This window comes from Vibrio sp. B183 (assembly GCF_000740665.1).
Lineage (GTDB): Bacteria > Pseudomonadota > Gammaproteobacteria > Enterobacterales > Vibrionaceae > Vibrio > Vibrio coralliilyticus.
The window spans coordinates 90,594-116,647 of record NZ_JPQB01000026.1; the positions used below are offsets into that span (position 1 = coordinate 90,594).

The following is a 26,054-nucleotide window of genomic DNA, read 5'->3' on the forward strand; positions in this document are numbered from 1 at the left end:
ACTATGCCTGAATTACCTGAAGTTGAAGTCAGCCGCATGGGGATCACTCCTCATCTGGCTGGACAAACCGTTGCCAAGCTGACTTTTCGCACCCCCAAGCTGCGCTGGGATATCCCACATGAGCTAAAGAAGATGGAAGGTCAGGTGATCCGCAGTATTTCTCGCCGTGCTAAATACTTGCTGATTGAAACCGATGTAGGTAGCGCGATTGTGCATTTGGGTATGTCGGGGTCTTTACGTGTACTGGATGCAGACATGGAGCCGGGAAAACACGATCATGTCGACTTAAAGCTGACCAATGGCAAGGTACTACGTTATAACGATCCCAGACGTTTTGGGGCTTGGTTGTGGACCGAAGATGGTGAACATGATGCGTTGGGCCATATGGGGCCAGAGCCGCTAACGGAAGACTTTGATGCGCAATACATCGCGGATAAGGCAAAGAATAAGCGTGTCGCGGTGAAGCAGTTCATTATGGATAACAAAGTCGTAGTTGGGGTAGGAAATATCTACGCCAATGAGTCATTGTTTAGTGCACGTATCCATCCGACACGATCAGCAGGCACGCTAACGGCGAAGGAGTGGCAACGTTTGGTTAAAGAGATTAAACAGGTGCTCGATACGGCCATTAAGCAGGGCGGGACCACATTAAAAGATTTTGCTCAAGCCGATGGTAAACCGGGCTACTTTGCTCAAGAGTTGCAGATTTATGGCAAGGCCGGTGAAGCTTGTCCTAGTTGTGGCGAAGCGATTGAAGAGCAGAAAATTGGTCAGCGTAATACGTTTTTTTGTTGTAAGTGTCAGTTATAAATAATTGAACCTAGGTTAGTTTTTAATGACTAGCAGTTATGCGTCCTAGTCGTTAGACTTTGAGTAATTAAGTAGATCTGAGAATTATAGATGAAGTATTTAGTAACGGGTGCAGCAGGTTTTATTGGGTCTGCAGTAACGGAAAAGTTGTGTGAAGCTGGTCACTGTGTTGTAGGTATTGATAACCTTAATGATTATTACCAAGTATCGCTAAAGCATGACCGTCTAGAGCGCATTCAGCATGAAAATTTCAAGTTTTTAGAGATGGATCTTGCCGATCGCGACGGTATTGCAAATCTGTTTAGTCAGGAAAAGTTCGATCGTGTAATTCACTTGGCTGCTCAAGCTGGGGTTCGCTACTCGCTTGATAACCCAATGTCATATGCGGATAGCAACTTAGTTGGTCACCTTACTATTCTAGAGGGATGCCGACATAATAAGATTGAGCATCTTGTTTATGCCTCATCTAGTTCAGTGTATGGACTTAATCAAAAAATGCCGTTTAGTACCTCGGATTCGGTAGATCATCCAATTTCACTCTATGCTGCAACCAAAAAATCGAATGAATTGATGGCTCATACCTACTCCCATCTATACGGCGTTCCAACGACAGGTCTCAGGTTTTTTACAGTTTATGGGCCATGGGGACGGCCCGATATGGCTTTGTTTAAGTTCACTAAGGCAATTGTGAATGGGGAGACAATTGACGTTTATAACAATGGTGATATGCGTCGTGATTTCACTTATATTGACGATATTGTTGAAGGTATTGTCCGTATACAAGATATTGTTCCAGTTAAATCAAATAATTGGTCGGTGGAATCAGGTTCGCCAGCAACAAGTTCTGCTCCATATAAGGTATTTAACATTGGTCATGGTAGTCCGGTTAAGTTGATGGATTTCATTGAGTCTCTAGAAACCTCTTTGGGTATCGAAGCTAAGAAGAATTATATGCCGATGCAGCCGGGAGATGTTTATGCGACATACGCTGAAACTGAAGATCTATTTGAAGCGACTGGCTATGTACCAAAAGTAAAAGTGAAAGAAGGTGTAAATGCCTTTGTTGAATGGTACAAAAAATACTACGAATTGTGATTTATAAATTGGCGAGCTATGTGCTCGCCTTTTTAAACCTTCGCTTTGTTTTTCAATGCCTCAGCTACCGCTTTAGGCACAAAGTTGGTGACATCCCCTCCATGAATAGCCACTTCACGGACTATGGTCGAGGAGATAAATGCGTGCTCTTCCGCGGGTGTGAGGAAAACGCTTTCTAATCCGGGCATCAGTCTACGATACATATTGGTTAAACCAAATTCGTACTCAAAGTCGACGGTGGTACGTAAACCACGGATAAGAACGTTCGCATTTTCTTGCTTCGCAAAGTCGACCATCAAACCCGAAAATCCCTTCGAGCTTACATTGTCCAAATGCTGAGTCACCTGCTGTGCAAAGGCTACGCGCTCTTCTAGCGTAAACATGGTGTTCTTACTTGGGCTGGCAGCAACAGCAATGATCACTTCATCAAACATATCTGCCGCACGTTCGATTAAATCTAAATGGCCATTGGTAATCGGATCAAAGGTTCCTGGATAGATCACTCGGGAAAGGCGTTTTTTGCTCACAGTCAGTTACTCAAATGATTCTTTTATATCGCTTAATGGTAACAAAAAGGCTCACATTTACCCAACTTAGCCGTTATCATTGGGAGCAAAGATTGAGAGTTAGGAAAAGTAATGAAAAAGATACTGGTGGTTCGTAACGACAAAATAGGCGACTTTATGCTGGCTTGGCCCAGTTTCGCGATGCTGAAAGCTTCGATGCCGGATTGTCAGATTACAGCGCTGGTACCTAATTACACGGTAGCGCTGGCAGAGCTTTGTCCTTGGATTGATAAAGTGTTGATTGATCCAACGAAGAAGGGCACTAAGCAGGCGCAATCAACTTTGATTGAACAGATAAAAGCGGAGCGCTTTGATGCATCCATCAACCTTTTCTCTACGACATATAACGCGAAATTGGTCTGGAAAGCGAAGATTCCTTACCGTCTTGCTCCGGCGACAAAGCTGGCGCAGATCTTTTACAACAAACGTATCAAACAAAAGCGTTCACAATCAGCAAAACCAGAATACGAATACAATCTGGACTTAGTGCGCGCGTTTTTAACGGATATTGGTCAAGCGGTGGCTGAGCCTAGCGCACCTTATCTCTCTTTCTCAGTTGACGATATACAGCGACAAAAGCACAAGCTCTCACAACAATTGAATTTGAACGTAGAGAAGCAATGGCTGTTCGTTCATGCTGGTAGCGGTGGTTCAGCCAATAACTTATCTCTACAGCAATACACTCAGTTAATCTGCGATATGCCAGAGCCGTTTGAAATTATACTGACGGCTGGGCCGGGAGAAGAACAGAAAGCCGCTGAGTTACATAGCCTACTGAAAGAAAAGGGCAGAGCATCGGTGGTGTACGATAAGAACGATGGCTTAGTCGATTTTTCTTGTTCTATCGCTTGTGCTGACTTGTTTGTTGCTGGTTCTACTGGGCCCTTGCATATCGCGGCGGCGATAGATGTGCCGACTGTTGGCTTTTTCCCAAGTAAGCGTTCAGCGACACCGCTGCGCTGGAAACCAATTAACTCGGCAGGCAACCATATCGCTTTTTGCCCACCAGTGGCAGAAGATAAAGCCAGTCAGGAAAATATGGCCAGAATTGATATAGATTTGGTCTCGAGAGAATTACAACCATGGATCAGTCGTAAACTGAATTAATAAAAAGGGTGATAGAAATATCACCCTTTGTTTGTATTGAAAGACTTAGAATTTATCTGGCATCTTGTCTGTTTCACTGCGAATCCACAGATCCGCATATTTCACAAAAGTAGAATGTGCCGAAAGCAGGGAGAGCAAGAAGCCTTGCTTGCCATCAAGAAAACCGGCTTTAACAACATACATTTTCAAGAAGCAGCCTAATGCGTGCAAAATGCCTTGTGAGATGCTGCTTTTCTTACCTTTTTTCTCGCGCTGCTCAGCCCATGCTTTGGCATAGCCCGCCGACTTCACTAAGTAGTGATTCATGTCGTTATAGGTGAAGTGAATCAAATCGCCATTCAAGTTTTCGACTTTCATGGTTTTCGTCACTTCGACTTTTTCATGGACCAGAGAGTCATTGTATTGCGTTAACTTGGTTGGGTATAAGCGCAATACACGATCTGGGTACCAGCCACAATGACGAATATAGCGTCCAAACACCCAACTTAGACGAGCCGTTTGATAAATGGTATCCGCCTTGTTTGCACTTACTGAATTTAAAATGCTTTGCTTGAGCTCAGGAGTGACACGCTCATCGGCATCTAGCCACAGGACGTAATCCGACTCGACATAGGACTGAGCTAGGCGGCGCTGAGGGCCAAAGCCAGGCCAGTCAGGGTTGATGTAAAACTTGTCCGTAAAACGGCGTGCAATCTGTTCGGTATTGTCTGTACTCCCTGAGTCAAGTACCACTATCTCGTCTACCCAGTCGTGAACGGTTTCTAAACAAGCTTTCAGGTGCTGCGCTTCGTTCTTAACGATAAGTGCGACGGCAATGGTTGGTTTACTCACTGTGGTACCTCTGAAGTCTCTCGGAGTTTATTGTAAATGGAGTTCTGTGGTTACTTTATCAAACATGGCGATGACTTGCTGTGGTTGAATGCGCTGCATGGCGTTTTTGTCTTTGACACGGGCGCGCCAGCTAAGCTGAGCTGCAGATTTCCCCGTTTCAGCCTGAATTGCTTCTTTATAAGCAGACACCACATACTGGCGATATTGATACGGCCCAGTGCGTGCAGGGTTGTGGTGGGCATACAAACCAATAATCGGTGTATTGACCGCATTGGCCATATGAGCAGGGCCAGTATCCGGTGCGACCACCAAATCAGCTTGGTCTAACAGTGCCAGCATTTGCTTCAGCGAACTTTGACCGACTTGATTGTTGACGGTGCATGTCAGCTTGTTCTCAATCTTCGTTGCTAGGTCTAATTCTACTTGTGCTGGGCTACCGGCTAAGGTGACCTGCCAGCCTTGGTTGACGGCGTGCTGGATAAGTTCGACGTAGCCTTCGACTGTCCAGTTCTTGTAGGCTTTACTTGCCGCAGGTACGACAACCAAGTTGCGTTTGTCGGTAGATAATTGCTGTTGTGCCCAATGTTCATCTTCATCTGAATATTCAAGCGTCCAGACAGGGCTCATATCTTCAATACCAAGTGTGTGGCCAAAGGCGAGTAGCCCATCTAAGACGTGCATGGAATCAGGTGAAGGCACTTTGACGTTGGTAAACAGAGTTTGGAAGTCCTGACTGCGGATAGAATCAAAACCGAGCTTGTATTTCGCCTTAATCCCTAGAGTGGCAATGCTGGCTCTGAATGCGTACTGCATGTGCAGCAGTGCATCAAACTTGTGTCCTTTTAGCGTTGCCCAGAGTTTTTTATAGCCCTGCCAGCCTTCCTTCTTGTCAAACACAATCACACGAATGCCGGGTATGTCTTCAATCAGTTTGGCTTCAAGCTTACCTGTGATCCAGACAATGTCGGTTTGTGGCCACTGATGTTGAATGGCTTGAACTGCCGCAACGGTATTACACACATCGCCAATCGCAGATAAACGCAGAATGCACAAAGACTCAGGGGCAGAAGAAAAAAGGCTCATAAACAATTCTTTTAGCTAGCAATGGTGAAGATTATGCAGAGGCGCTCAATAAATGTAAAATGGCCACTGAAATTTAATCAGAGATAGCCTCCGCATGAAAACCGTGCAATTGGATAACCAAACCATCTGGTATGACGAAACCTTGCTTAAGGAAGATCCTCAGCAGGTGTTTGACGCTGAATTTTGGCAAAATGCCGGTAAAGTTATCGGCAGTGCTCAAGGACGTGGTACCACTTGGTTTGTACAAACGGAAACTATTGAAGCGGCGCTCAGGCATTATCGTCGCGGTGGCTTGTTTGGAAAACTAGTAGAAGATAGTTATCTCTTTTCAAGCTGGGAAAGAACTCGCAGCTATCAGGAATTTCAGTTGCTAAACTCCTTGATTGAAGCTGGCGTCAATGTACCTAGACCCATCGCTGCTCGCGCGGTAAAAAGTGGCGTAACCTACAAAGCGGATCTATTGAGCGAAAAAATCCCAAATGCACGAGACTTGGTTTCCATTTTGATGGAAAAGCCACTTCCCGCAGAAATGTATCAAAAGATTGGCTACGAAATCCGTAAGATGCATGATGCACAAGTCAATCATACTGATCTCAATATCCACAACATCCTCATAGATGAGCATGACAAGGTGTGGATTATCGATTTTGATAAATGCTTCCAGCAGTCAGGAAATGGCTGGAAGCAGAGCAACTTGGATAGATTGAAAAGGTCGTTTGAGAAGGAAGTAGGTAAGTGTGGGATTCATTGGAAACTAGATGATTTTCAGCATCTAAAACAGTAATCTCGTATAGAGATATTCGCAAATTTATAGCTTTAAACCGTCAGTGTATATATGAAAATATTTGTTATTAACCTACCAAGGTCAGTTGATCGTCGAATTTCTATGGAAGCTCAGCTAAAAAAGCTTGGGGTTGCCAATTATGAGTTTTTTGAAGCTATCGATGGCAGTCAGATGCCTAGTTATCTAGCTGACAAAGTTGATGATGAACACCGGAAGAAATTTAGAAGCAGGCCTTTATCATATGGAGAGCGCGGTATATATGCTAGCAATTATCTATTATGGGAAAAGTGCGTTCAGCAAAATGAACCTTTTTTGATCATGGAAGACGACGTGGTCCTCGAAGATTGTTTTGTTTCAATATGTAATCGTGTTGAAAAACTACACAGCAAAGGGTTCGAATATTTTAGATTAGGGATAAGTGATACTAGCGAAGTTCCTCAAGTTATAGATGTTAATGAAAACATAGTGCATTGGTGTGATAACCAAAGTGGCTCTACACGATGCTACAGTATTTCACCTAGAGGTGCTGCCAAGTTATTGAAACGAAGTGAAAAATGGATTTGTGCAGTAGATAACTATATAGGCGAAGCATATAGAACAAAGATTCCCTGTCTAGGGATTATGCCTTATGCGTCTTCAAAAGCTGAGTACGAATCTACAATTCAGCTAGGTGAGAAAAGTAAAGTATCTTTAATCAATAAACTGAACCGAGAGTTATATAGGTTTTACAGGTTTCTACGTATGAGCGCTTGGAACCGTATTTTATTCATCAAAGCACTACCTAATAAAGGGCAGAGCTAAGTCTCTAACGCGACTTTAATGATGAAAGTACTTGCCAGAAAATGAAGAAATAGCTTTGGCTGGGTTTCCCCCGATAACATTATTACTGCCAAACTGTGAAGTTACAGTTGAGGCACTTGCGACAACAGAATTGGTTGCTATGTGAGTCCCTTTGAGGATAGTGGACCTAGCGCCAACCCATACTTTTTCTTCAATGGTTATTGGCTGATCTGGATTAGTTTGTTGATTTTCTAAATCTGTAATTTTGTGTAGATCTGAATCCATAAAAAGAGTTTGCCAAGAGATTAGACAGTTATCACCAAAAGAGATCACATGATTACAAATGATAGTTGCTTCACCAGTAAAATTGCTACCTGAGCCAATTGCTAACTTGCCATTGATATGGAGTTTGGAACCTGTACCTACCTTAATGTGATGGCCAAACTTTATATGTCCATTCTTACCAATATTCCATATAAAACGAGAGTATTTGTTGTCAGCAATTTGCACTCGACCAAATCCTAGTTTGATCTTGCCCAGTTTGGCTGATTCAGGGATAGATATTCTGCCGCCTAAAGAAATAAACTTGGTACGATGATTGACTAAAATTGGAAGTTTTATCGCTTGGTGAAATGGTAGGTAATAGAAATTAAAGAATAGAGTTTTGGGTATACATCTCACATAGTGGTACAGCTTGGATAACTTCTTCAAACTCATCTTGCTTCTCCGAAAATGTGTTGGATAGTGTTATTGAGTGCACCTCGGTTTCGCTCTACCACACTTAATGCGGCCTGACCTTGCTCGTCCCTAAGCTCTGAGGATTGAAAAAGCTCAATAACTTTTTCTGCGAGCTCAAATTCAGAGTTGATGAGCTGACAACTATTCGCTGCAACTAGTTGTCGAGTGATGTCAGAAAAATTGAAATAACTAGGCCCAGTCAGAGTTGGCTTTGCCAATGCCGCGGGCTCTAAGAGGTTGTGCCCACCTACTTTTTTTCCAAGTAAGCTTCCACCCATGAAACAGACATCGCTAGCACCAATGAGTGTTAACATTTCACCCATGGTGTCACCTAAGTAGACTTGTGTACTGGCTGATACGGTTGAATTACCTGTCCGACGGACAGTCGTGAAGAGTTCACTGCATTGATCCATGACATCATTAAATCTCTCTGGATGTCTAGGAACCAGTATGAGGAGAGCATTAGGCACGTGCTTTAAGACCAGAGAGTGAGCAGCGAGTATTTTTTCATCTTCACCTTCATGGGTGCTGGCTGCGATCCAAATAGGACGGGAGCTATTCAATTCAGACCTGAGTTGGCTTCCTTTGATTGACTGCTCAGATGAAATGAATATATCGAACTTTATTGATCCGGAGACAAAGATTTTACTTTGACGTACCCCGAGATTTTCAAATCTTCTAGCATCATCTTTATGCTGACATATAACTTTACTTAAAGAGGGTGAGAGTAGATTAAATAAAGGCTTGACCTTTGAATAGCCGCGGAAAGATTTATCTGACAAGCGAGCGTTGACTACTGTGATTGGAATCTGTTTTTTTGATACCGTAATTAATGTATTAGGCCAAAGCTCAGTTTCGACAATGATTAACTGTTTCGGTCTGACGACTTTTAAAAATGCTTTTACCGCGAAAGTAAAATCCAGAGGCATATATCTGTGTTCAGCATATTCTTTTAAATTTTCTGCCTGCTTAGCACCTGTTGGAGTTGTAGTAGTGACAAGGATTTTAGCATTTGGCTGGGCTTGATATATCTTCTTGATCAACGGTGATGCAGCAATAACTTCTCCCACTGACACAGCATGAACCCATATTACGGGCTTCTTTTCTGGGTTGTTCAGGCTAGGTGTGAAGCCGAAATGTTCTTTCCAACGAGTGCCTACGGAAGGTTTACCAAGCTTACGTCTATATAAGCTTGGTAGCAGGAAAGGAAGTGCAATGACTAGTAAGAGTGTATATAGAACTCGTATCACTTGAGGAGATCTTCCGGTTTTTTATGTGTCCATTTGCTACGAGGCTTATCTAGGTATTGGAAATATTCATTCGTAAATGTGCCTTGTATGCAAACGTATTTTCTTTCTTTGTATACGACTGGCTTGTTATCCAGTACACCAGTTATAACCATTGGACCTGTCAGAAAATAAACACCTTGTTCTATGTTTCGGCTTTCTATATTTTCGACAATCTTATTGATCGCAAGTTTGTAGTCTGGATTGTTCGGAGCTGAAGCGAGAAAGAAATTGGTATAGTGCTGATTCTTTTTTAACTTCACATACATCGCATTTTCATCGGTAGGTAAGATGCGTTTAAGTGGCCATACAAGCGTCGCATCAATATCCATATAGATACCACCGTGAGTGTGGATTGTGATGAGTCGCCATAAATCTGCTTGCGCAGCACCATCATTCAATTGCATGTAGGCGTTATACACTCGCTCAGGAGCATTTGCTTTAATGAACTCGGCTCGTTCTTCTGTACTCACATAGCGGTATTCATAATCTAAGGACATCAGGCGATTGAACAAATAGTTGAGATAAACAGGCAGAGTGCTTTGTGCAGAAAAGTTTGTTTGCCAGATTATCTTAGGTATCTTGGTTTGCTTGTTAGAGTTGACCTTTGGACTGGAGAGCGATGGAATCGTAAAGCGCTTATTTGGAAACAAGGCATGAAAAGGGTATGACAACATTTTAAAAATGTTGCCGATGAGCCTAATGAGTCGATTGGAAACTAAAATTGATAGATTTTTCATTGCTGCTTATAAAATTCCGAAATGAAGTTATTGGCTCGATAGGGCACGGGAAATTGCATCTGTGATTTGTCCTGTGGTCGGTATTGAGCCATCAGCATTCATCACGATGTCATGGTGCTCATACAAAGGCGTATATCTAAACGGTACTGTGGCATAGAAAATCCCTACAGTTGGTGTATGGGTCGATATTGCAATATTCCGGACGCCGGTATCAGGAGCGACCATTAGTGTAGCTTTTGCCGTTAGATCAACTAACTCTTCAAGTGGTAAGCATGGTTGAATTTTGAAGTTAGGATATTTTAAAAGGCTTTGGCAAAAATCCCCTTTCTCAAAATCATTTTTTCCTTCCAGATACACGTGAGTATGATTTGGGTTCTCTTGGACGGCCTTCTCTAATACCGCAAACATTTGTTCTTTGGATAATATTTTTCGCAGCTGCGAGGCGCCGTTAAAATAGAGCACATAGGGAGCTTCAGTGTCTACCAGTTCGCGATGATCTGGATAGGCAAAGTCCAGCGGATGAGAGGGGTTGTGGCCTAGTAACTTGAGCATATCTAACATGCATTCCACTTCTGGCTGAAAATCAGAGCGATGAACAGCAACATTAAATAAAGTACCGCAGAAGTACCATTTGTATGGAAAGCCTATTTTTAGTTTGGCTTTGCTTAATGCTGTCATCCAATGAGAACGGTTAGTGCTCGCCAAATCGAAAATTATGTCTTGCTCGCCTAGTTGTTTGATGTTTCGAACTTTTTCTTTGACAGGTGTTGTTTTCCCAGGCTCTTTTCCTGGCATCACATGAACATGATCAACCAAGTCACTCGGTATTCCATACATATAGTTGGAAACTGGAACTAACGTAATTTCAGCGTTAGGAAAAAACTTTCTGGCTTCAACTAGAAATGGGCGAACAACAACCTGATCACCAAGTGCTGCGTGTCTAATTACTGCTATTTTCTTGATTTTTTGAGGCTGAAAATCATCTTGAATATACTTGCGTGCTTTTTTAGAAGCGTAAGCACCACGCTCAAACCATAGGTGTTTCATGAGTTATTGCTCTAGAAATTTATCAACAGCATTGATGACTTGAGAAGGCATTAGTTTATTGAGACAGTCTTGGTGGCCAAGCGGACACTCGCGTTTGAAACACGGCCGACACTCGATATCAGTATGCACCATTTCTAACTTGTCAGTCAGAGGCGGCGTATATTTTGGTGAGCTAGAGCCATAAATTGCAACTATATTGCACCCTACGGCAGCAGAAACATGCATTAATCCTGAATCGTTCGATACAACGGTATGGCAAGCTGCTAATAAGTCTACTGCTTCGATTAGTGATGTTTCGCCAGCTAAGTTAAAGCAATATTGTTGTTGTTCTGATGTGAGAGCTGATTTGATTTTTTCGGTGACAGCTCTGTCTTTTTCTGAGCCGAACAGCCAAACTTGCTGGCCTTTATCTACAAGATGTTTAGCAAGTTTAGAATAGTGCCGGTCTGGCCAGCGCTTAGCCGGGCCAAACTCCGCGCCAGGGCAGAGACCTACAATTGGGAGTTGTAAATCTAGATTGAGCCTCTGACGAGCAGCGAGTTGTGAAGTGGAGTCGACGGTTAAACTGGGCTTTGGGCAATTGGCTAACTTAACCTCTTCCAACATTTTTTTAGAAGTTGAAGCGAGAGCGACGTACCTTTCAACCATATATTGAAATATACGCTTATCAGGACGAAGATCTGTAAGTAGTCCATATCTGAACTCACCTTTCCAGCCAGTTCGTACTGGTATTCCAGTAAACCATGGAATTAGGGCTGACTTTGCAGAATTAGGTAATATGAATGCATGACTATAATGATTTTTACGTAACTCATGCCCAATTGCTCTTCGACCAAATAGATTGAAGTCCCCATGCCCAATCGGCATCTCTATGGCTTGATGTACTTCTGGCATGCGTTCTAGGATAGGTTTACACCAAGCAGGAGCAAGGACATCCAGTTCGCAGTCTGGATATTTATCTTTGAGAGTCGTATACAAGCTTTGCGACATCACCATGTCGCCAACCCAAGAGGGACCGATAATGAGAATTTTCATTTAGGAAGCTAGGGTTCATCTAATAAGTCAGTTCATGCTGCCATGATACTCCATTCTGTACTACTTTGGCAGGGTTACCAACAGCAATGGCACCCGATGGGACTGATTTGGTCAAGGTAGAGTTGATGCCAATGATTGATCCTTCACCGACAGTAACTCCTTTTAAAACTGTTACATTATCCGTAAGCCACACCTTAGGACCAATTTCGATACTCTGAGCACTGTTGATGCGCTTTCCATCTTTAGTAATATTATGGCCATCGCTGGTCATAATCTTCACGTTTCGGGATAGCATGCTTCCTTCGCCAATTTTTAGCTTAATTCCATTTTCTCTAGCAGAAAGGTAGCAGTCGTGTCCTATGATAGTATTGTCGTCTATTATTAAGTGACAATTATTTCCATCTATTTCAATGTTGCTATGACGTAAGTTTACGTTTTTCCCTATCTTTAGGTTGTTGTTCTCCCCTTTAATAACAATCTTGCATTGTCGTATTTTTGAGGATGAATCTATCGTAATTTGATGCCTGCCCGATATTTTTATTTTGTTTCTTAACTTGTTAGCCAAGCTGAACATTTTATTCACCTGTATCAATCCATATCACCTTCTTATGTTATAGTTCTTTAGTTTAAATATAAAGCTATGACGGCATAATTATATTGACTATGACTACTTGAAAGAGCAGTAAGTATAGTTGGATTTATAGTTATTGAGCTTAGCTATGAATGAGGTGTGCTAAACATATGGAATATTTCTTCAAGTGAAACTAGTTGCCCTTGTGTTCTCAGTTATATAGAAGCATCAGGAGTTAAGAGCTTAGTATGTTGAAGGGACAACGTTAAGCGTGCGTGAGAGTTGATTAAAGTCAGTTCAATTTGTTTGCCATATATGGTCTAATAGCGTCCGATTCTCTTGGTTTGGTATTGTTAAGTGAAAATATTTGTTATTAGTTTAAAACGTAGTCCTGAGCGCAGAGACTACATAAAGAAGCAGCTAGACCAACTTGATATTGACTTTGATTTTTTTGACGCAGTTGACGGTAGGACAGAGCCCCCTCACGAATTGTTCAAAAATTATAACTATGCTAAACGACTATGGCTTACGAGTGGCCGAATGCCCTCGAAAGGAGAGCTCGGTGTATACGGAAGTCATTACCTTCTATGGAAAAAGTCGATTGAACTTGATGAGCCAATTATAGTTTTTGAAGATGACGCTGCTATCTTGCCTTCATTTCCAAGTAGCTTGAAAGTGGTTCAAGAAAAAATCGATAGCTACGGTTTCTTGCGTTTAGAATCTAAAACAGACAAAGGGGTTTTGTGTCTGAAGGAAGAGGGTGATAACTTTAGCATCTCTTTTATGACGAATAACTATGGTGGACTTAGGTGTTATGCCATTTCACCGTATGCTGCAAAAAAGCTTGTTAGTAACTCTGAACGATGGTGTATGCCAGTAGATAACTATGTTGGCTCCTTGTATCTTCATGATATGCCATCCTATATTCTTTCCCCTGCTGTTGTTGAAAACCCTCAAGAATTCGCAACAACAATTCAACTAGGTGAAGAAAGTAAAGCTAGGTTGTATCGAAAACCTACTCGAGAGCTTTACTCTCTATACAGAAAGATTGCCCTGCGTATTTATAACAGAAAGTATCAATGAAGAATTTAGTTCAGCAATTGGAGAAGGCGTTTCTTTTCTCTCCAATTTTTTTAGTTTTAATCTCAATATTTAACTTCACAGATACTAAGTCTTTAGTTTCTAGGGTTACTGTTATTGTTATTGCTTATAGCATAATAAGATATAGGCAATGTATTAAAACTAATTTTAATCGGTATGGTTACAAAAAGTTTTTTTTAGCTAGCATTCTAGTTTTTGCATATTTTTCTATTATGCATGTTTGGAGAGGTGACAATTTTGGATTGCCTAGGACTTTATTGACATGTTTAGTTTACTTATCTGTTGTTCCTTGGAGTAAATTCTCTAATTCTTGGTTATATAATACAATTATATTTTCTGCATCTGTATGTGGGCTTAATGCGATATTTGAACATTACTATTTAAATGTAGCTAGGGTTGGTATAGCAACTAATCCAATACCCTATGCACTTTACTGCTCTTTTGTGTCTTTATCTTCTTTGGCTTTAACTAAGCAATATAAATCTCGGGTAATTCAAGGTTTATGTATTACTGGATTCTTATTGTCTTTATGGGCATTAATTTTGACAGACTCTCGTGGTGTCTGGGTGGCATACCCAATAGCAATGATGCTTGTAGTTTATAGGAGCTTTAATACTTTATCACTCGTTAAGCTGAGTGCTTTCACATTGATTGGTTTAAGTGCTATCTATCTTTCATTTAAGCCTATAATAGATGAACGTGTTGACAGGACAGTCTCTGAGTTTAACTCTATAAGTAAAGGGAATTATGAGACATCTTTTGGGGCACGATTAGACTTATGGACGTTCGGTGTTGATGTTTGGAAAACGCAACCTATGGTTGGAGAAGGCGATATAATGCTAGAAGAAGGTATTCGAAAAGTACCAAACAGAATGGCTTATCGACAACCTCACCTCCATAACCAGTACATAGATACACTTGCTAGATATGGCTCTGTTGGCCTTTTTATCATGATGGTTTGGTTTTTCTATCCAGTAAGGCTTAATAAAGCTCGAGAAGGAGGTAGTGTCATCACTCAAGTGTTAGTTATGCTTGTGCTCATTGCGGGATTATCTGATGTGCCTTTTCACCATACGCATGTAGTTTATTTATTCACCTTGGTAGCTGGTCTATTCTCTTTGAATCAGATGAACTCAAGGTCGAGTTAATTGGTTGACTGAGGTTACTCATGATAGTGCTTTGCTAGCTTCTCAATATGTGCACTCATCGAAAATTCTGACTGCGCTCGTTGATAAGCTAGAGCTGAATTTTTCTTCATCAACTCATTGTCAAGAAGATAGGACTCTATGCAACCTGCTATTCTTTGAGGCTCTAATGGGTTTGTTAGTAAAGCTGTCGATACTAGTATTTCTGGCAGTGCTCCAGTACTAGCTGCTATTATAGGTTTCTTGGCTGCCATAGCTTCTATTGCAGTTAAACCAAAAGCTTCATTGTGATTTGGCAGGCATACAATATCCATTGTTGCTAGCATGCGATTAGTATCTGTCCTAAATCCAGCTAGATGAACGCGCTGAGTTAAATCTAAGTGATTAATTTTATCTTTTAGCTTGTCAACGTAGGTGTTGTCTGAACCTTCTGAAACATCTAGCCCTCCTACTAGCAATAGATGAAGTTCGGGGTATTTGTCTTTTAGTAAACTGAAGGCCTCTAAAAGCTCCATTTGCCCTTTACCAGAGCAGACCCTACCTAGATTACCAATAATAATACTATCTGTAGGTAGCCCCAATTCAACTTTAATCGTAGCGATTTGATTTTGGTTATCAATTGTCTGCTCTGGGATATCAGTGCCTAACCAGAGTCGGGTAATTTTATTTTCAGGTACAGGGAGTGCTTTTAGGTTACGTCTGTAGGTTTCATCGCTGATCGAAAAAATCTGATCAACATGTGAATAGGCCCACTTATGGTAGAGATCTTTTTTAGGGCGAGTAACCCCCATGTGCTCCGTGAAAAAAGTTTTCCGTCTAGTTAATAAGCTCAGTAGCGCAGAAACTAGAATATCACCAGATTTATGGCAATGGATAATTTCGACGTTTCTTTTGTTTAACCAGTAGTTTAGCCGTAAAAGTTGAGATGCTATTAACTTTCCTTTACTTGATATCTCAAAGAGCTCAATACCAGAGTTTCGCATTCCTTCAGCAACTTGTGTTCCACCTGTACATAGCCCGTATACTTTATAGCCACGTTTAAGAAACTCTTTGCCAGTTCTGATCGGATACATTTCTAATCCCCCCCAACCTTGGGAAAGACAAATATGAAGAATTGCTGGTTTTGGCACAATTTACCTTTATCTAGTGGAGAGGTAATAAAAAAGGTGGCATTGAAACCACCTTTCTATAATAAGCCTTTAAAATATTAGAGGCTACTTGTTTATCTTCTGCATGTATTCAGCAACGCCGTCTGCCACTGATTTGAACTCATGATCGCAACCTGCAGCGCGTAGCTTGGTTAGATCTGCTTGCGTAAACTCCTGATAGGCACCTTTTAAGTGTTCAGGAAACGGTATAGTTTCAATTTCGCCTTTGCCATGAAATTTAATTACAGCTTTAGCTACTTCTTCGAAAGATTCCGCGTTTCCTGTACCGAGGTTAAAGATGCCTGACTGGCCGTTTTCCAAAAACGATAAGTTTACTGCTGCAACATCGCCGACGTAAACAAAATCACGCTTGAACGTTTCACTGCCAGCAAACAGCTTTGGATTTTCGCCACTGTTCACTTGGTTGTTTAGGTGAAAGGCTACTGATGCCATAGAACCTTTGTGCTGCTCGCGAGGGCCATAAACATTGAAGTAACGGAATCCTGTTACCTGAGATAGTTTCTCTCTATGTTCCTCTGCGTCTTGCCAAATGCGGCGTACATAGTTATCGAATTGCTGCTTCGAGTAGCCATATACGTTTAACGCGCCCTCATACTCTTTTTCTTCGATAAAGGTGTCAGTTTCACCATAAGTAGCCGCGGAAGAAGCATAAAGAAACGGAATTTCACGCTCGAGGCAGTAATGAAGAAGCTCTTTAGAGTATTCATAGTTGTTGAGCATTACGTACTTTCCATCCCACTCAGTAGTCGCTGAGCATGCACCTTCATGGAAGATTGCATCGATTGGTCCGAAATCATCACCAGCCATAATTTGCGTAAGGAAATCATCACGATCCATATAATCCGCTATGTTTAGATCTACAAGGTTTTGGAACTTTCTGCCATTCTTTAGATTATCTACAACTAAAATATCGTTGATACCTTTATCGTTGAGAGCTTTAACGATGTTGCTGCCAATCATACCAGCACCGCCAGTTACAATTATCATACTGATTTCTCGTCAATTCAAATAACCACAAGTATAACATGCGAAGTGCATATCTACTAAGCCTTGTCTTGAAGGCACACGAATACGTGGATGTTTACAAATATACACAATGCAATATGATTTTTTTGCAATAAAAGCGACGTTAAATGAGGTTCTAGTTGAGCAGGTAGACGGCCCAAATTACATTGGGCTCATTATCACCAAACTTCAATTTAGGGTAGAATGCAGGCAGTTTAGATTACTCGATAAATCCGATGCAAATATTAGCTAACGCAGATCTTAGTCGCTCTCATACCTTTTCTATCTCGCAAACCTGCTCTTATCTGGTTGAAGTCACAACCGTTGAAGAAATCAAATATGTCTATCAAAAGCAAGAGTGGTTAAACCTTCCTAAACTGATTTTGGGCAAAGGCAGTAATGTTTTGTTTACCCAGCCCTACCAAGGCGTGGTGGTAATCAATAAATTGCTCGGTAAGTCGGTCAGTGAAACTGACACGCATTGGCATCTGCATATCGCTGGCGGTGAAGATTGGCCAAGCTTGGTGAAATGGAGTGTTGATCAAGGTTACTTTGGATTAGAGAACCTCGCTCTGATCCCCGGCTGTGCGGGCAGCGCTCCTATTCAGAACATCGGCGCTTATGGCGTTGAGCTGAAAGACATCTGCGAATATGTCGACGTACTTTGTTTAAAAACCTTCAATACCAAACGGCTGCGTGCTGAAGAGTGTCAATTTGGCTATCGAGACTCTATTTTTAAACATGAGCTGTTTGAGAAAGTCATGGTTGTCGCGATTGGCTTACAGCTCTCCAAGCAATGGTCAGCGAATATTGGATATGGCCCGCTCCAATCTCTTCAAAGCGAAACGCTCACCGCGCAGCAAGTGTTTGAGCGAGTTTGCCAAATCCGAATGGAAAAGCTGCCAGATCCTGCCAAACTAGGCAATGCAGGGAGCTTCTTTAAAAACCCGGTTATCTCGAACCAGCAATTCGAAAATTTGAGCAAACAATTTCCCAATATTGCCGCGTACCCAACACAAGATGGCGTAAAAGTCGCCGCTGGCTGGCTAATAGATCAATGCCAATTTAAAGGCCATCAAATCGGTGGTGCTCAAGTCCACCCTCAGCAGGCTTTGGTGCTAGTGAATACAGACAATGCGACCGCAAATGATGTAATCAAATTAGCAGCGACAGTGCGTCAAATTGTATTGGAAAAATATCAGATAGCGTTAGAGCATGAAGTGAGATTTATCGGTTCTCATGCAGAAACTAATCTAGAGACAATATTAGAGAGCCAGCAATGAAAGAGCATTCCGTAAAACTTTCTATCTTGAAGGTTTTATCACAAGGGGGATTTCACTCCGGTGAGGAGCTAGGAGACAAGCTTGGCGTATCCAGAGCCGCGATCAGTAAGCATATTAAAGGCATCCAAGCTTGGGGCGTCGATATGTTTCGCGTGCAGGGCAAGGGCTACCAACTCGCCAAGCCTATGCAATTGCTCGACAAAGAGACCCTTCAAAATAGTTTAGCTAATCGAGTAGAACTCATACCTATTATTGACTCAACCAACCAATATCTACTTGATCGAGTCGATAGCTTAGAGTCAGGGTCAGTGTGTCTTGCTGAGTATCAAGCTAAAGGAAGAGGTCGCCGTGGGCGCGAGTGGGTATCCCCTTTCGGCTCGAACCTATACCTCTCGATGTTTTGGCGTTTAGATGCTGGTATGGCGGCCGCAATGGGACTAAGTCTAGTCGTTGGTGTGGCAATCGTTGAATCTCTCGAAGAGATGGGGCTGACAGGGGTAAAACTAAAGTGGCCAAACGACCTCTATTATCAAGACAAGAAGCTCGCAGGTATTCTGGTCGAAATGTCAGGCCAAGCTGGTGCAGCGGCCAACCTTGTCATTGGTATGGGGCTCAACTTGATGATGTCAGAGGCAACAGAAGGCATTACCCAACCTTGGGCTAGCCTAGATGTGGTGGCAGATAATCAACAGATTGATAGAAACCAACTTGCGATTAGCATGATAACCACCCTACATAAGGCTTTGGATGACTATGAACTGTATGGGATGGCAGGCTTTGTCGAGAGATGGAATCGCTTGGATAACTTTATCAACCGACCTGTAAAATTGCTTATGGGACCTAGGGAGATTAGCGGAATCGCCAGAGGCATCAACGAACAAGGCGCGGTTCTTTTAGAAACCGAAAATGGCTTAGAAACCTTCATCGGTGGTGAAATCAGTCTTCGTCCTAATCAGTAAATCACAGGTTTTACAACTCGCATTGTCGAACTAGGATCTGGTAACTAGGAACTGCTAGCACATTTTGCTAATATCCTTGTCCACTTTAAGTAAAGGTAACCCATCCAACATGATGACTAATAGGAACTTATTCGAACAACTTCCTACTTTGGCGCAAGACCCTGCTCAGTTTGAGACACTTTATGCCGCTAAAGATTTTCGAACTCGCTTAATAGAAGCGATTCGTCAGGTAAGTAAACGAATCTACCTGGTTGCTCTTTATTTGGAGGATGATGAAGCAGGAAGAGAGATCTTAACTGAACTCTATGAAGCCAAACAGCGCAACCCTGGTCTAGAAATCAATGTATGTGTTGATTGGCATCGTGCTCAGCGCGGCTTAATCGGTGCTGAACCTGGCGAAACCAACGCCTCTATGTATAAAAGCTTCGCGGACAATTACGAGCACAGAATTCCAATCTATGGTGTTCCAGTTCGTGGACGTGAAGTATTCGGCGTTTTGCACTTAAAAGGCTTCATTATTGATGACCAGGTTATCTACAGTGGTGCAAGCCTTAATAACATCTATCTCAACTACAAAGAACGTTATCGTTTCGATCGCTATCATGTGCTAAATAACAAAGCACTAGCTGATAGTATGGTCAACTTCGTTCATAAAGAGATGATCGACCACCCTGCGGTGAACAATCTAGCCTGTTCAAATAAGCCGGAGACCAAAGAGATAAAAGCTCAGATTCGCCAATTAAGGGCTTCTCTTGCCAAGTCCTCTTATCAATTTGAGTCACAGACGGTCTCTCAAGAACAGGTTGCTATAACACCTATCGTAGGGGTTGGGAAAAAACGTAATAAGCTTAATCAAGGTATTAACCAGTTACTTGCCCAAGCCAAATATGAGATTTTCATCTGTACACCTTATTTTAACTTCCCACGCAGCGTGGCTAAGGAAGTAAAAAAAGCGTTAAAGCGTGGTGTGAAGGTGACTATCGTCGTAGGTGATAAAACGGCCAATGACTTTTATATTTCACCGGAGGAAGAGTTTAAAACCATTGGTGGTCTGCCTTATCTTTATGAGCGTAATTTGCGTCAGTTTGCTAAGTCGAATGAAGCCAATATCGCGAGCCGCAAGCTGTCTATCAATTTATGGAAGCACGAAGAAAACAGTTTCCATTTAAAAGGTATTTGGGTAGATAAACGCTATATGTTGATTACGGGCAATAACCTCAATCCACGAGCTTGGAGTTTAGACTTGGAAAACGCTCTCTTTATTCAAGACAACTTCCACCACTTGACACCTCAGTTTGAAAAAGAAGTGGAAAATATTCTTCAGCACACTGAGCTAATTTGTACTTATAGACAATTAGAAAAAGCGGAAGACTACCCTGACGCAGTGCAGAAACTAATACGAAAGATAACTCGTGTGAGAGCGGATAGAGTGTTGAAGCAGATTTTGTGAGAATAAATTAGCTTTAATTGCTCAATGTTACCATTTAACTAATTCCACTGGACTTTATTGTGTTAATACCATTCATAGATCTCTTCTTTTTATTCTTCTTTTCATTAGTTACTACATTCACACTGAGAAAAGTGGCTCAGAGAGTTGGACTGGTTGATCAGCCGAATTCACGAAAGCTTCATGAAGGGGCCGTACCTCTTGTTGGTGGAGTGGCTCTTTGTACTTCGTTACTTTACTTTTTATTTAATAATCCTTATTTGTTACCAAGTACCCCTTTGTTCTCTATATGCATCATTGTACTTGTTGCAGTTGGTGCATTAGATGATAAATACGACATAAGCTTTAAGGTTAGGTTTTTTATTCAAGCTATACTGTCTGTACTAATGATGGTTGTAGGTAATATTGAACTAAATACTATTGGGGATGTTTTAGGGACGGGGCAGCTTATCACTTTGGGATGGTTTGGATATTTGGTAACTATCCTAGCTGTTGTTGGTGCTATTAATGCTTTTAACATGGTAGATGGGATCGATGGTTTACTAGGTGGCTTATCTGTTGTTACTTTCGGTGGGCTTGGACTTATGCTGTTCTTGGATGGTCAGCATGACTTAGCTTATTTTTGCCTAGTATTAATTGTTGCCGTTATTCCTTATATATTGCTTAATCTTGGTGCTTTTGGTCGAAAACGAAAGATTTTTATGGGAGATGCTGGGAGTATGTTGATTGGGTTTACGGTAATTTGGTTACTGTTGCTTTCAAGCCAAAACGGCTCTGCATCTCCTTTACGCCCTGTTACGGCATTGTGGTTGATCGCTGTACCTCTTATGGATATGGCCGCCATAATGATTCGACGCGTGCGGAGGGGAGATTCACCTTTTAAACCTGATCGTGAGCATCTTCATCATATTTTTCAAAGACTGGGTTTGAGTCCGGTTGCTACTTTGATCGTGATATGCTTTATAGCCACTCTATATGCGGGTGTCGGAATCTACTCTGAGTTTATAGGTGTGGAAGAGTACATAATGTTTTATGGATTCATTGGGTGCTTTTTAGTTTATACCGTTCTTCTGACTAATATATGGAAAATCACGACTTTTTTGAGAAAGGGAATTAGAAAAATTAAAGCAAGAAGAAGATTGATAATAACGCGTAAAAGAAATCGCTCTCTTAGGTAGTTATTTAGTGAGTACTTTTAATGGTCGATTGACAGTATAAGGGCAATCAGAAGTAGCCAGTTGAAAATGTATAGTCAGGTAACAATCAATGATACCTGACTTGGTAGAAATAGAGATTAGCTATGACGGAGAATGTTCAATACTTCTTTGGTTTTTGCCTCCATTAGTTCGAAGTCCCCTTTAGATTCAACATTCAACCTGACTACAGGCTCTGTATTTGATGTTCTTAAGTTAAAGCGCCAGTGTGTAAATTCAAGACTAATCCCGTCAGTATGATCAATCTCTAGTGCCGAATCTGAGTAATTTTCAAGTATTCTCTGTATTGACTGCTCTGGGTTGTCTAGTACAGAGTTAATTTCTCCAGAAGAAGGATAAGCACCTATACGTTGTTCAACCAAACTAGATAATGGCTTTTGTTTTAAGCATAGTAATTCGGATACAAGTAGCCATGGGATCATACCACTATCACAGTAACCAAAGCCTTTGAAGTAATGGTGTGCACTCATCTCTCCACCATAAACAGCATCTTCTTTCCGCATTCGTTCCTTAATAAAAGCATGACCGGTTTTTGACATAACTGGAATACCTTTATTAGAGTTAACGATATCAATTGTGTTCCAAGTTAAGCGTGGATCGTGAATGATTTTAGAGTTAGGCTGTTTCTGCAAGAAGGCTTCTGCGAGTAGGCCAACTATATAATAACCTTCAATAAAATTACCTTTTTCATCGAACAGGAAACATCTATCGAAATCTCCATCCCAAGCTATCCCCATATCAGCTCCATATTCTATTACTGCATCTGAAGTGTCTTTTCTATTTTCTTGGAGCAATGGGTTGGGAATGCCATTTGGAAAGCTCGGATCAGGTTCATGATTAATTTTAATAAATTCGATTGGCACAGAGCGAGCAGAGAATTCATTTTCTATGGCATTAATTACGTGCCCCGCGGAACCGTTGCCAGCGTTGACGACTAGTTTTATCGGAGTGATATTGTTGGTATTAATATAGGTTAAAATATGGTCTACATAACTCTTCAAATGGTTGACTTTCTTGATTGTTCCACGTTTTTTGATCTCGTCAAATTTTTTTGATTGGGCAATTTCTTGTATCTCTTTTAGACCAGTATCTCCACTAATAGGTTTAGATTCTTCTCTTACAAGCTTCATTCCATTGTAGTTTATAGGGTTATGGCTAGCTGTTACTTCAATGCCACCACCTGTGGTCAATGCTTTGGTTGCAAAGTAAACTTCCTCGGTACCAGTCATACCTATGTCAATGACGTCAACGCCCGCATCCATAAGGCCATTAGCAGTAGCCTGCTTTAGACTTTCAGAACTTTCACGTACGTCACCACCTAGGACTACATTTTTAGGTTTGATATATTGGCCGAAAGCTCTCCCTATTCGATACGCTATATCTTCATTGAGCTCATCACCTAACTTTCCCCGAATATCATAGGCTTTAAAACAAGTTAACTTTTCCATTAATAGTTCCTAAATATGGTTATTAGCATTGAGTACGTTTTTAGTATTGACTCGAAGTGTTTCAAAAATGAAATGACTTTCATATAAAAATAGTTTTTACTTTGTCTAAATTGTTTCTATTGCTATATGAAATTATTAATAATTGATGGCTGTCATTTATTAATAAGCGGTGGACTGTATATGTTAAGATATGCCTGAAAAATGCTCAAGTCTAATTAGAGAAATTATCCTTTTTTGAATGTCTACGATACTATGAAGCTTCGTTTTTGTTTTTCATTAATGAAAAGAGGTGAGTGATTCGTAAGTCTCTTCGTTATGTCCATACCGTCCGACCGTGAAAAATTCATAGGAAAAAAGTACGCAGCAAGATTTTATATTTTTGAAATTTAAGTGTTTTTTTGTTTTTTGGGTATTTGTTGATCGAATGGTGAGCTTGATTAAGGGAGGGCAAAAGTGCAGAATACTCGCGATTTATTCTAGGTTTATCGGTTATGGACTTAGATACTGGTATTTTTAACTGTGGCTCTGTATGACGCGGTTTCTGTGGAACTTCTGTCCAAACCGTTGTTAATGTGCTCTAAGCTACTTGAGGTTTTAGGCAATTGCTTTTTAGATTAGCAATGTTAAACGATTCTGCCTAGTTGACAGAAAATTGAGGGTGTATGTTCAAAAATAAAACTTTACTGATCACTGGAGGCACAGGATCTTTCGGTAATGCAGTGCTAAATCGTTTTTTAGATACGGATATCAAAGAGATCCGTATTTTTTCCAGAGATGAGAAAAAACAAGATGATCTGCGTAAGAAGTATAGCAACTCTAAATTGAAATTTTACATTGGAGATGTAAGAGACTATCAAAGTATCCTTAACGCCACCCGTGGTACCGATTATATTTTTCATGCTGCTGCACTGAAACAAGTTCCTTCTTGTGAGTTCCACCCAATGGAGGCTGTTAAAACTAACGTTTTAGGTACCGAAAATGTGCTGGAAGCTGCAATAACCAATAAAGTATCTAAAGTCGTTTGTTTAAGTACAGATAAAGCAGTATATCCAATTAATGCGATGGGTATTTCGAAGGCCATGATGGAAAAAGTGATGGTATCCAAATCGCGTAATGTGGATGAAAGTGAGACGGTGATATGTGGAACGAGATACGGTAATGTGATGGCGTCTCGTGGCTCTGTTATACCAGTTTTCGCAGACTTGATTCAGTCAAAGCAGCCAATCACGATCACAGACCCAAGTATGACTCGATTTATGATGACGCTGGAGGATGCAGTCGATTTAGTGCTCTATGCGTTTAATAATGGTCGCAATGGCGATATTTTTGTCCAAAAAGCCCCAGCAGCCACCATTGAAGTTCTAGCTAAGGCGATGTGCCGCTTATTGGGTGTTGCTCATCATCCGATTAACATTATCGGTACTCGTCATGGTGAAAAGCTATACGAATCTCTGCTAAGCCGTGAAGAGATGTTAGCAGCTATCGATTTAGGGGAATATTATCAGGTACCACCTGATCTTAGAGATCTCAATTATGGCAAATATGTAGAAGAAGGTGATACACGGATTTCAACGGTTGAAGATTATAACTCCCACAACACTGAACGTTTGGATGTTGATGGAATGCAAAAACTTTTGTTGAAATTATCTTTTATACGAGAACTGTGCGAAAAGCAGTAACTCTATAGTTAGTGGGAAATGTCATGAATGTGGTAGTCACTGGTGCCGACGGTTTTGTTGGCAAGAACTTGTGTTTAAAGTTAAGCGAATTAGGCTTTAGCAATATAGCAAAAATCACAAGAGATACATCCAAACAAGAGATTCAAACCTATCTTGAACATGCGGATTTTGTTTACCACTTAGCTGGTGTGAATAGACCCCAACAGGATTCAGAGTTTGAAGAAGGTAACTCAACGTTTACCCAGTTTATTACCCATGAACTAGCTAAAAATGGAAAGCGCACCCCTATTGTCCTGTCATCTTCTACCCATGTAGAGAGAGACAATGCGTATGGCCGAAGTAAATTAGCTGCTGAAAAGCATGTTACAGAGTATGGTGAAAAGACAGGTGCTTCCTATTTTATTTATCGTTTAACCAATGTTTTTGGAAAGTGGAGCCGACCAAATTATAATTCGGCCGTTGCGACTTTTTGTTACAATATTGCCAACAATCTAGATATTGTTGTTAATGATCCCTCAGCACCTTTAACTCTTGTCTACATCGATGATGTTTGTCAAGAAATGGCCTCTCTAATTGGATCTGAATGTGATTCTGGTTTTCAAGCTGTTCATCCGGAATATCCAACCACAGTGGGTGAAGTGGCAGAGTTGCTGAAAAACTTTAAGAGAAGTCGTGAAACACTGGTTGTTGAGCATGTTGGTCAAGGGTTACCCAGAGCACTTTATGCCACTTATTTAAGCTTTTTGGAACCCCAAAATTTTTCATACGATATAAAACACTATGAAGATGAAAGGGGGCTCTTTTGTGAATTTTTAAAGACGAAAGAATCTGGACAAATATCCTTCTTTACCGCTCATAAGGGTGTGGTAAGGGGAGGACACTATCACCATACAAAAAACGAAAAGTTTTTGGTGGTGAAGGGCAAAGCTTTGTTTAGATTTAAACACCGTTTAACTGGTGAATATTACGAGCTCGCAGTGGATGCAAGGCAAGGGCAAGTGGTAGAAACGGTTCCTGGTTGGTCCCATGATGTTGTGAACCTTGATGAGGAAGAGCTCATAGTGATGCTGTGGGCGAATGAAATTTTTGATCGGGATAATCCTGATACGATAATGGACAAACTGTGAGTTT

Annotated in this window: 25 protein-coding genes; 13 read left to right on the forward strand and 12 right to left on the reverse strand. The window is 41.2% G+C overall.

The window, feature by feature from the left end:
• Window positions 1-3 precede the first annotated feature (3 nt).
• Both mutM and IX95_RS22405 read left to right on the forward strand, forming a co-directional pair.
• Window positions 4-810 carry a bifunctional DNA-formamidopyrimidine glycosylase/DNA-(apurinic or apyrimidinic site) lyase gene (mutM, locus tag IX95_RS22400; RefSeq protein WP_021457897.1) on the forward strand — a complete coding sequence of 269 codons (807 nt, stop codon included), beginning with the start codon at window positions 4-6 and terminating at the stop codon, window positions 808-810.
• A gap of 90 nt (window positions 811-900) precedes the next feature.
• Window positions 901-1,905 carry an NAD-dependent epimerase gene (locus IX95_RS22405; RefSeq protein ID WP_038164165.1) on the forward strand — a complete coding sequence of 335 codons (1,005 nt, stop codon included), beginning with the start codon at window positions 901-903 and terminating at the stop codon, window positions 1,903-1,905.
• Window positions 1,906-1,937: 32 nt separating this feature from the next.
• Here IX95_RS22405 and coaD read toward each other — a convergent pair whose 3' ends face one another.
• The gene (coaD, locus tag IX95_RS22410) at window positions 1,938-2,432 is read right to left on the reverse strand and encodes a pantetheine-phosphate adenylyltransferase (RefSeq protein ID WP_019276577.1); all 495 of its coding nucleotides are present in this window, start codon (window positions 2,430-2,432) and stop codon (window positions 1,938-1,940) included.
• Window positions 2,433-2,543: 111 nt separating this feature from the next.
• Between coaD and IX95_RS22415 the strand changes: the two genes are divergently transcribed.
• Complete coding sequence (locus IX95_RS22415) at window positions 2,544-3,578, forward strand: glycosyltransferase family 9 protein (protein WP_038164167.1); 1,035 nt, start codon at window positions 2,544-2,546, stop codon at window positions 3,576-3,578.
• A 45-nt stretch (window positions 3,579-3,623) separates the two neighbouring features.
• Here IX95_RS22415 and IX95_RS22420 read toward each other — a convergent pair whose 3' ends face one another.
• Together IX95_RS22420 and IX95_RS22425 are read right to left on the reverse strand one after the other, a co-directional pair.
• Window positions 3,624-4,409 carry a glycosyltransferase family 2 protein gene (locus tag IX95_RS22420; RefSeq protein ID WP_038164169.1) on the reverse strand — a complete coding sequence of 262 codons (786 nt, stop codon included), beginning with the start codon at window positions 4,407-4,409 and terminating at the stop codon, window positions 3,624-3,626.
• A 27-nt stretch (window positions 4,410-4,436) separates the two neighbouring features.
• The gene (locus IX95_RS22425; protein ID WP_038164172.1) at window positions 4,437-5,492 is read right to left on the reverse strand and encodes a glycosyltransferase family 9 protein; all 1,056 of its coding nucleotides are present in this window, start codon (window positions 5,490-5,492) and stop codon (window positions 4,437-4,439) included.
• Between the two features lie 94 nt (window positions 5,493-5,586).
• Here IX95_RS22425 and IX95_RS22430 point away from each other — a divergent pair, with 94 nt between their 5' ends.
• Both IX95_RS22430 and IX95_RS22435 read left to right on the forward strand, forming a co-directional pair.
• Complete coding sequence (locus IX95_RS22430) at window positions 5,587-6,276, forward strand: 3-deoxy-D-manno-octulosonic acid kinase (RefSeq protein ID WP_038164174.1); 690 nt, start codon at window positions 5,587-5,589, stop codon at window positions 6,274-6,276.
• 51 nt (window positions 6,277-6,327) lie between these two features.
• The gene (locus tag IX95_RS22435) at window positions 6,328-7,077 is read left to right on the forward strand and encodes a glycosyltransferase family 25 protein (protein WP_038164176.1); all 750 of its coding nucleotides are present in this window, start codon (window positions 6,328-6,330) and stop codon (window positions 7,075-7,077) included.
• 15 nt (window positions 7,078-7,092) lie between these two features.
• On the opposite strand, the gene IX95_RS22440 is transcribed toward IX95_RS22435, so the two are convergent.
• The 6 genes from IX95_RS22440 to IX95_RS22465 are packed head-to-tail and all read right to left on the reverse strand — an operon-like array spanning window position 7,093 to window position 12,476.
• Complete coding sequence (locus IX95_RS22440; RefSeq protein ID WP_038164179.1) at window positions 7,093-7,773, reverse strand: acyltransferase; 681 nt, start codon at window positions 7,771-7,773, stop codon at window positions 7,093-7,095.
• Complete coding sequence (gene waaA / locus IX95_RS22445; RefSeq protein WP_038164181.1) at window positions 7,770-9,044, reverse strand: lipid IV(A) 3-deoxy-D-manno-octulosonic acid transferase; 1,275 nt, start codon at window positions 9,042-9,044, stop codon at window positions 7,770-7,772. The genes IX95_RS22440 and waaA overlap by 4 nt, the downstream gene beginning before the upstream one ends.
• Window positions 9,041-9,820, reverse strand: coding sequence for a glycosyltransferase family 32 protein (locus IX95_RS22450; RefSeq protein ID WP_038164183.1), 780 nt, complete (start codon window positions 9,818-9,820; stop codon window positions 9,041-9,043). Before IX95_RS22450 ends, waaA begins: the two co-directional genes overlap by 4 nt.
• Before the next feature lie 27 nt (window positions 9,821-9,847).
• Window positions 9,848-10,867 (reverse strand): glycosyltransferase family 9 protein, encoded by a 1,020-nt coding sequence (locus IX95_RS22455; RefSeq protein ID WP_038164185.1) that lies wholly within the window; start codon window positions 10,865-10,867, stop codon window positions 9,848-9,850.
• Window positions 10,868-10,870: 3 nt separating this feature from the next.
• Complete coding sequence (gene waaF, locus IX95_RS22460) at window positions 10,871-11,902, reverse strand: lipopolysaccharide heptosyltransferase II (RefSeq protein WP_038164187.1); 1,032 nt, start codon at window positions 11,900-11,902, stop codon at window positions 10,871-10,873.
• A gap of 19 nt (window positions 11,903-11,921) precedes the next feature.
• Complete coding sequence (locus IX95_RS22465) at window positions 11,922-12,476, reverse strand: acyltransferase (RefSeq protein WP_038164191.1); 555 nt, start codon at window positions 12,474-12,476, stop codon at window positions 11,922-11,924.
• A gap of 354 nt (window positions 12,477-12,830) precedes the next feature.
• Between IX95_RS22465 and IX95_RS22470 the strand changes: the two genes are divergently transcribed.
• Window positions 12,831-13,556: a glycosyltransferase family 25 protein gene (locus IX95_RS22470; protein ID WP_019276565.1), complete on the forward strand. Its 726-nt coding sequence runs from the start codon at window positions 12,831-12,833 to the stop codon at window positions 13,554-13,556.
• Window positions 13,553-14,722: an O-antigen ligase family protein gene (locus IX95_RS22475; protein WP_038164193.1), complete on the forward strand. Its 1,170-nt coding sequence runs from the start codon at window positions 13,553-13,555 to the stop codon at window positions 14,720-14,722. Before IX95_RS22470 ends, IX95_RS22475 begins: the two co-directional genes overlap by 4 nt.
• Before the next feature lie 14 nt (window positions 14,723-14,736).
• Here the strand turns inward: IX95_RS22475 and IX95_RS22480 are convergent, their stop codons facing one another.
• Window positions 14,737-15,849 (reverse strand): glycosyltransferase family 4 protein, encoded by a 1,113-nt coding sequence (locus IX95_RS22480; RefSeq protein WP_235202661.1) that lies wholly within the window; start codon window positions 15,847-15,849, stop codon window positions 14,737-14,739.
• Window positions 15,850-15,933: 84 nt separating this feature from the next.
• Window positions 15,934-16,875 carry an ADP-glyceromanno-heptose 6-epimerase gene (rfaD, locus tag IX95_RS22485; RefSeq protein ID WP_038164197.1) on the reverse strand — a complete coding sequence of 314 codons (942 nt, stop codon included), beginning with the start codon at window positions 16,873-16,875 and terminating at the stop codon, window positions 15,934-15,936.
• A gap of 254 nt (window positions 16,876-17,129) precedes the next feature.
• Between rfaD and murB the strand changes: the two genes are divergently transcribed.
• The 4 genes from murB (at window position 17,130) to wecA (ending at window position 21,760) form a co-directional block, all read left to right on the forward strand.
• Entirely contained in the window at window positions 17,130-18,176 is a 1,047-nt protein-coding gene (gene murB / locus IX95_RS22490; RefSeq protein WP_038164199.1) for a UDP-N-acetylmuramate dehydrogenase, read from the forward strand.
• Window positions 18,173-19,135, forward strand: coding sequence for a bifunctional biotin--[acetyl-CoA-carboxylase] ligase/biotin operon repressor BirA (gene birA, locus IX95_RS22495; RefSeq protein WP_038164201.1), 963 nt, complete (start codon window positions 18,173-18,175; stop codon window positions 19,133-19,135). The genes murB and birA overlap by 4 nt, the downstream gene beginning before the upstream one ends.
• Before the next feature lie 109 nt (window positions 19,136-19,244).
• Window positions 19,245-20,585, forward strand: a complete 1,341-nt coding sequence (pssA, locus tag IX95_RS22500; RefSeq protein ID WP_038164202.1) for a CDP-diacylglycerol--serine O-phosphatidyltransferase — start codon at window positions 19,245-19,247, stop codon at window positions 20,583-20,585.
• 59 nt (window positions 20,586-20,644) lie between these two features.
• Window positions 20,645-21,760, forward strand: a complete 1,116-nt coding sequence (wecA, locus tag IX95_RS22505; protein ID WP_019276557.1) for a UDP-N-acetylglucosamine--undecaprenyl-phosphate N-acetylglucosaminephosphotransferase — start codon at window positions 20,645-20,647, stop codon at window positions 21,758-21,760.
• Between the two features lie 116 nt (window positions 21,761-21,876).
• Here wecA and IX95_RS22510 read toward each other — a convergent pair whose 3' ends face one another.
• Window positions 21,877-23,244: a phosphomannomutase/phosphoglucomutase gene (locus IX95_RS22510; protein ID WP_019276556.1), complete on the reverse strand. Its 1,368-nt coding sequence runs from the start codon at window positions 23,242-23,244 to the stop codon at window positions 21,877-21,879.
• A gap of 662 nt (window positions 23,245-23,906) precedes the next feature.
• Here IX95_RS22510 and IX95_RS22515 point away from each other — a divergent pair.
• Together IX95_RS22515 and wbjC are read left to right on the forward strand one after the other, a co-directional pair.
• On the forward strand, window positions 23,907-24,923 hold the full coding sequence (locus IX95_RS22515) for a polysaccharide biosynthesis protein (RefSeq protein ID WP_019276555.1): 1,017 nt from the start codon (window positions 23,907-23,909) through the stop codon (window positions 24,921-24,923).
• A 23-nt stretch (window positions 24,924-24,946) separates the two neighbouring features.
• On the forward strand, window positions 24,947-26,050 hold the full coding sequence (gene wbjC / locus IX95_RS22520) for a UDP-2-acetamido-2,6-beta-L-arabino-hexul-4-ose reductase (RefSeq protein WP_021457879.1): 1,104 nt from the start codon (window positions 24,947-24,949) through the stop codon (window positions 26,048-26,050).
• Window positions 26,051-26,054 lie beyond the last annotated feature (4 nt).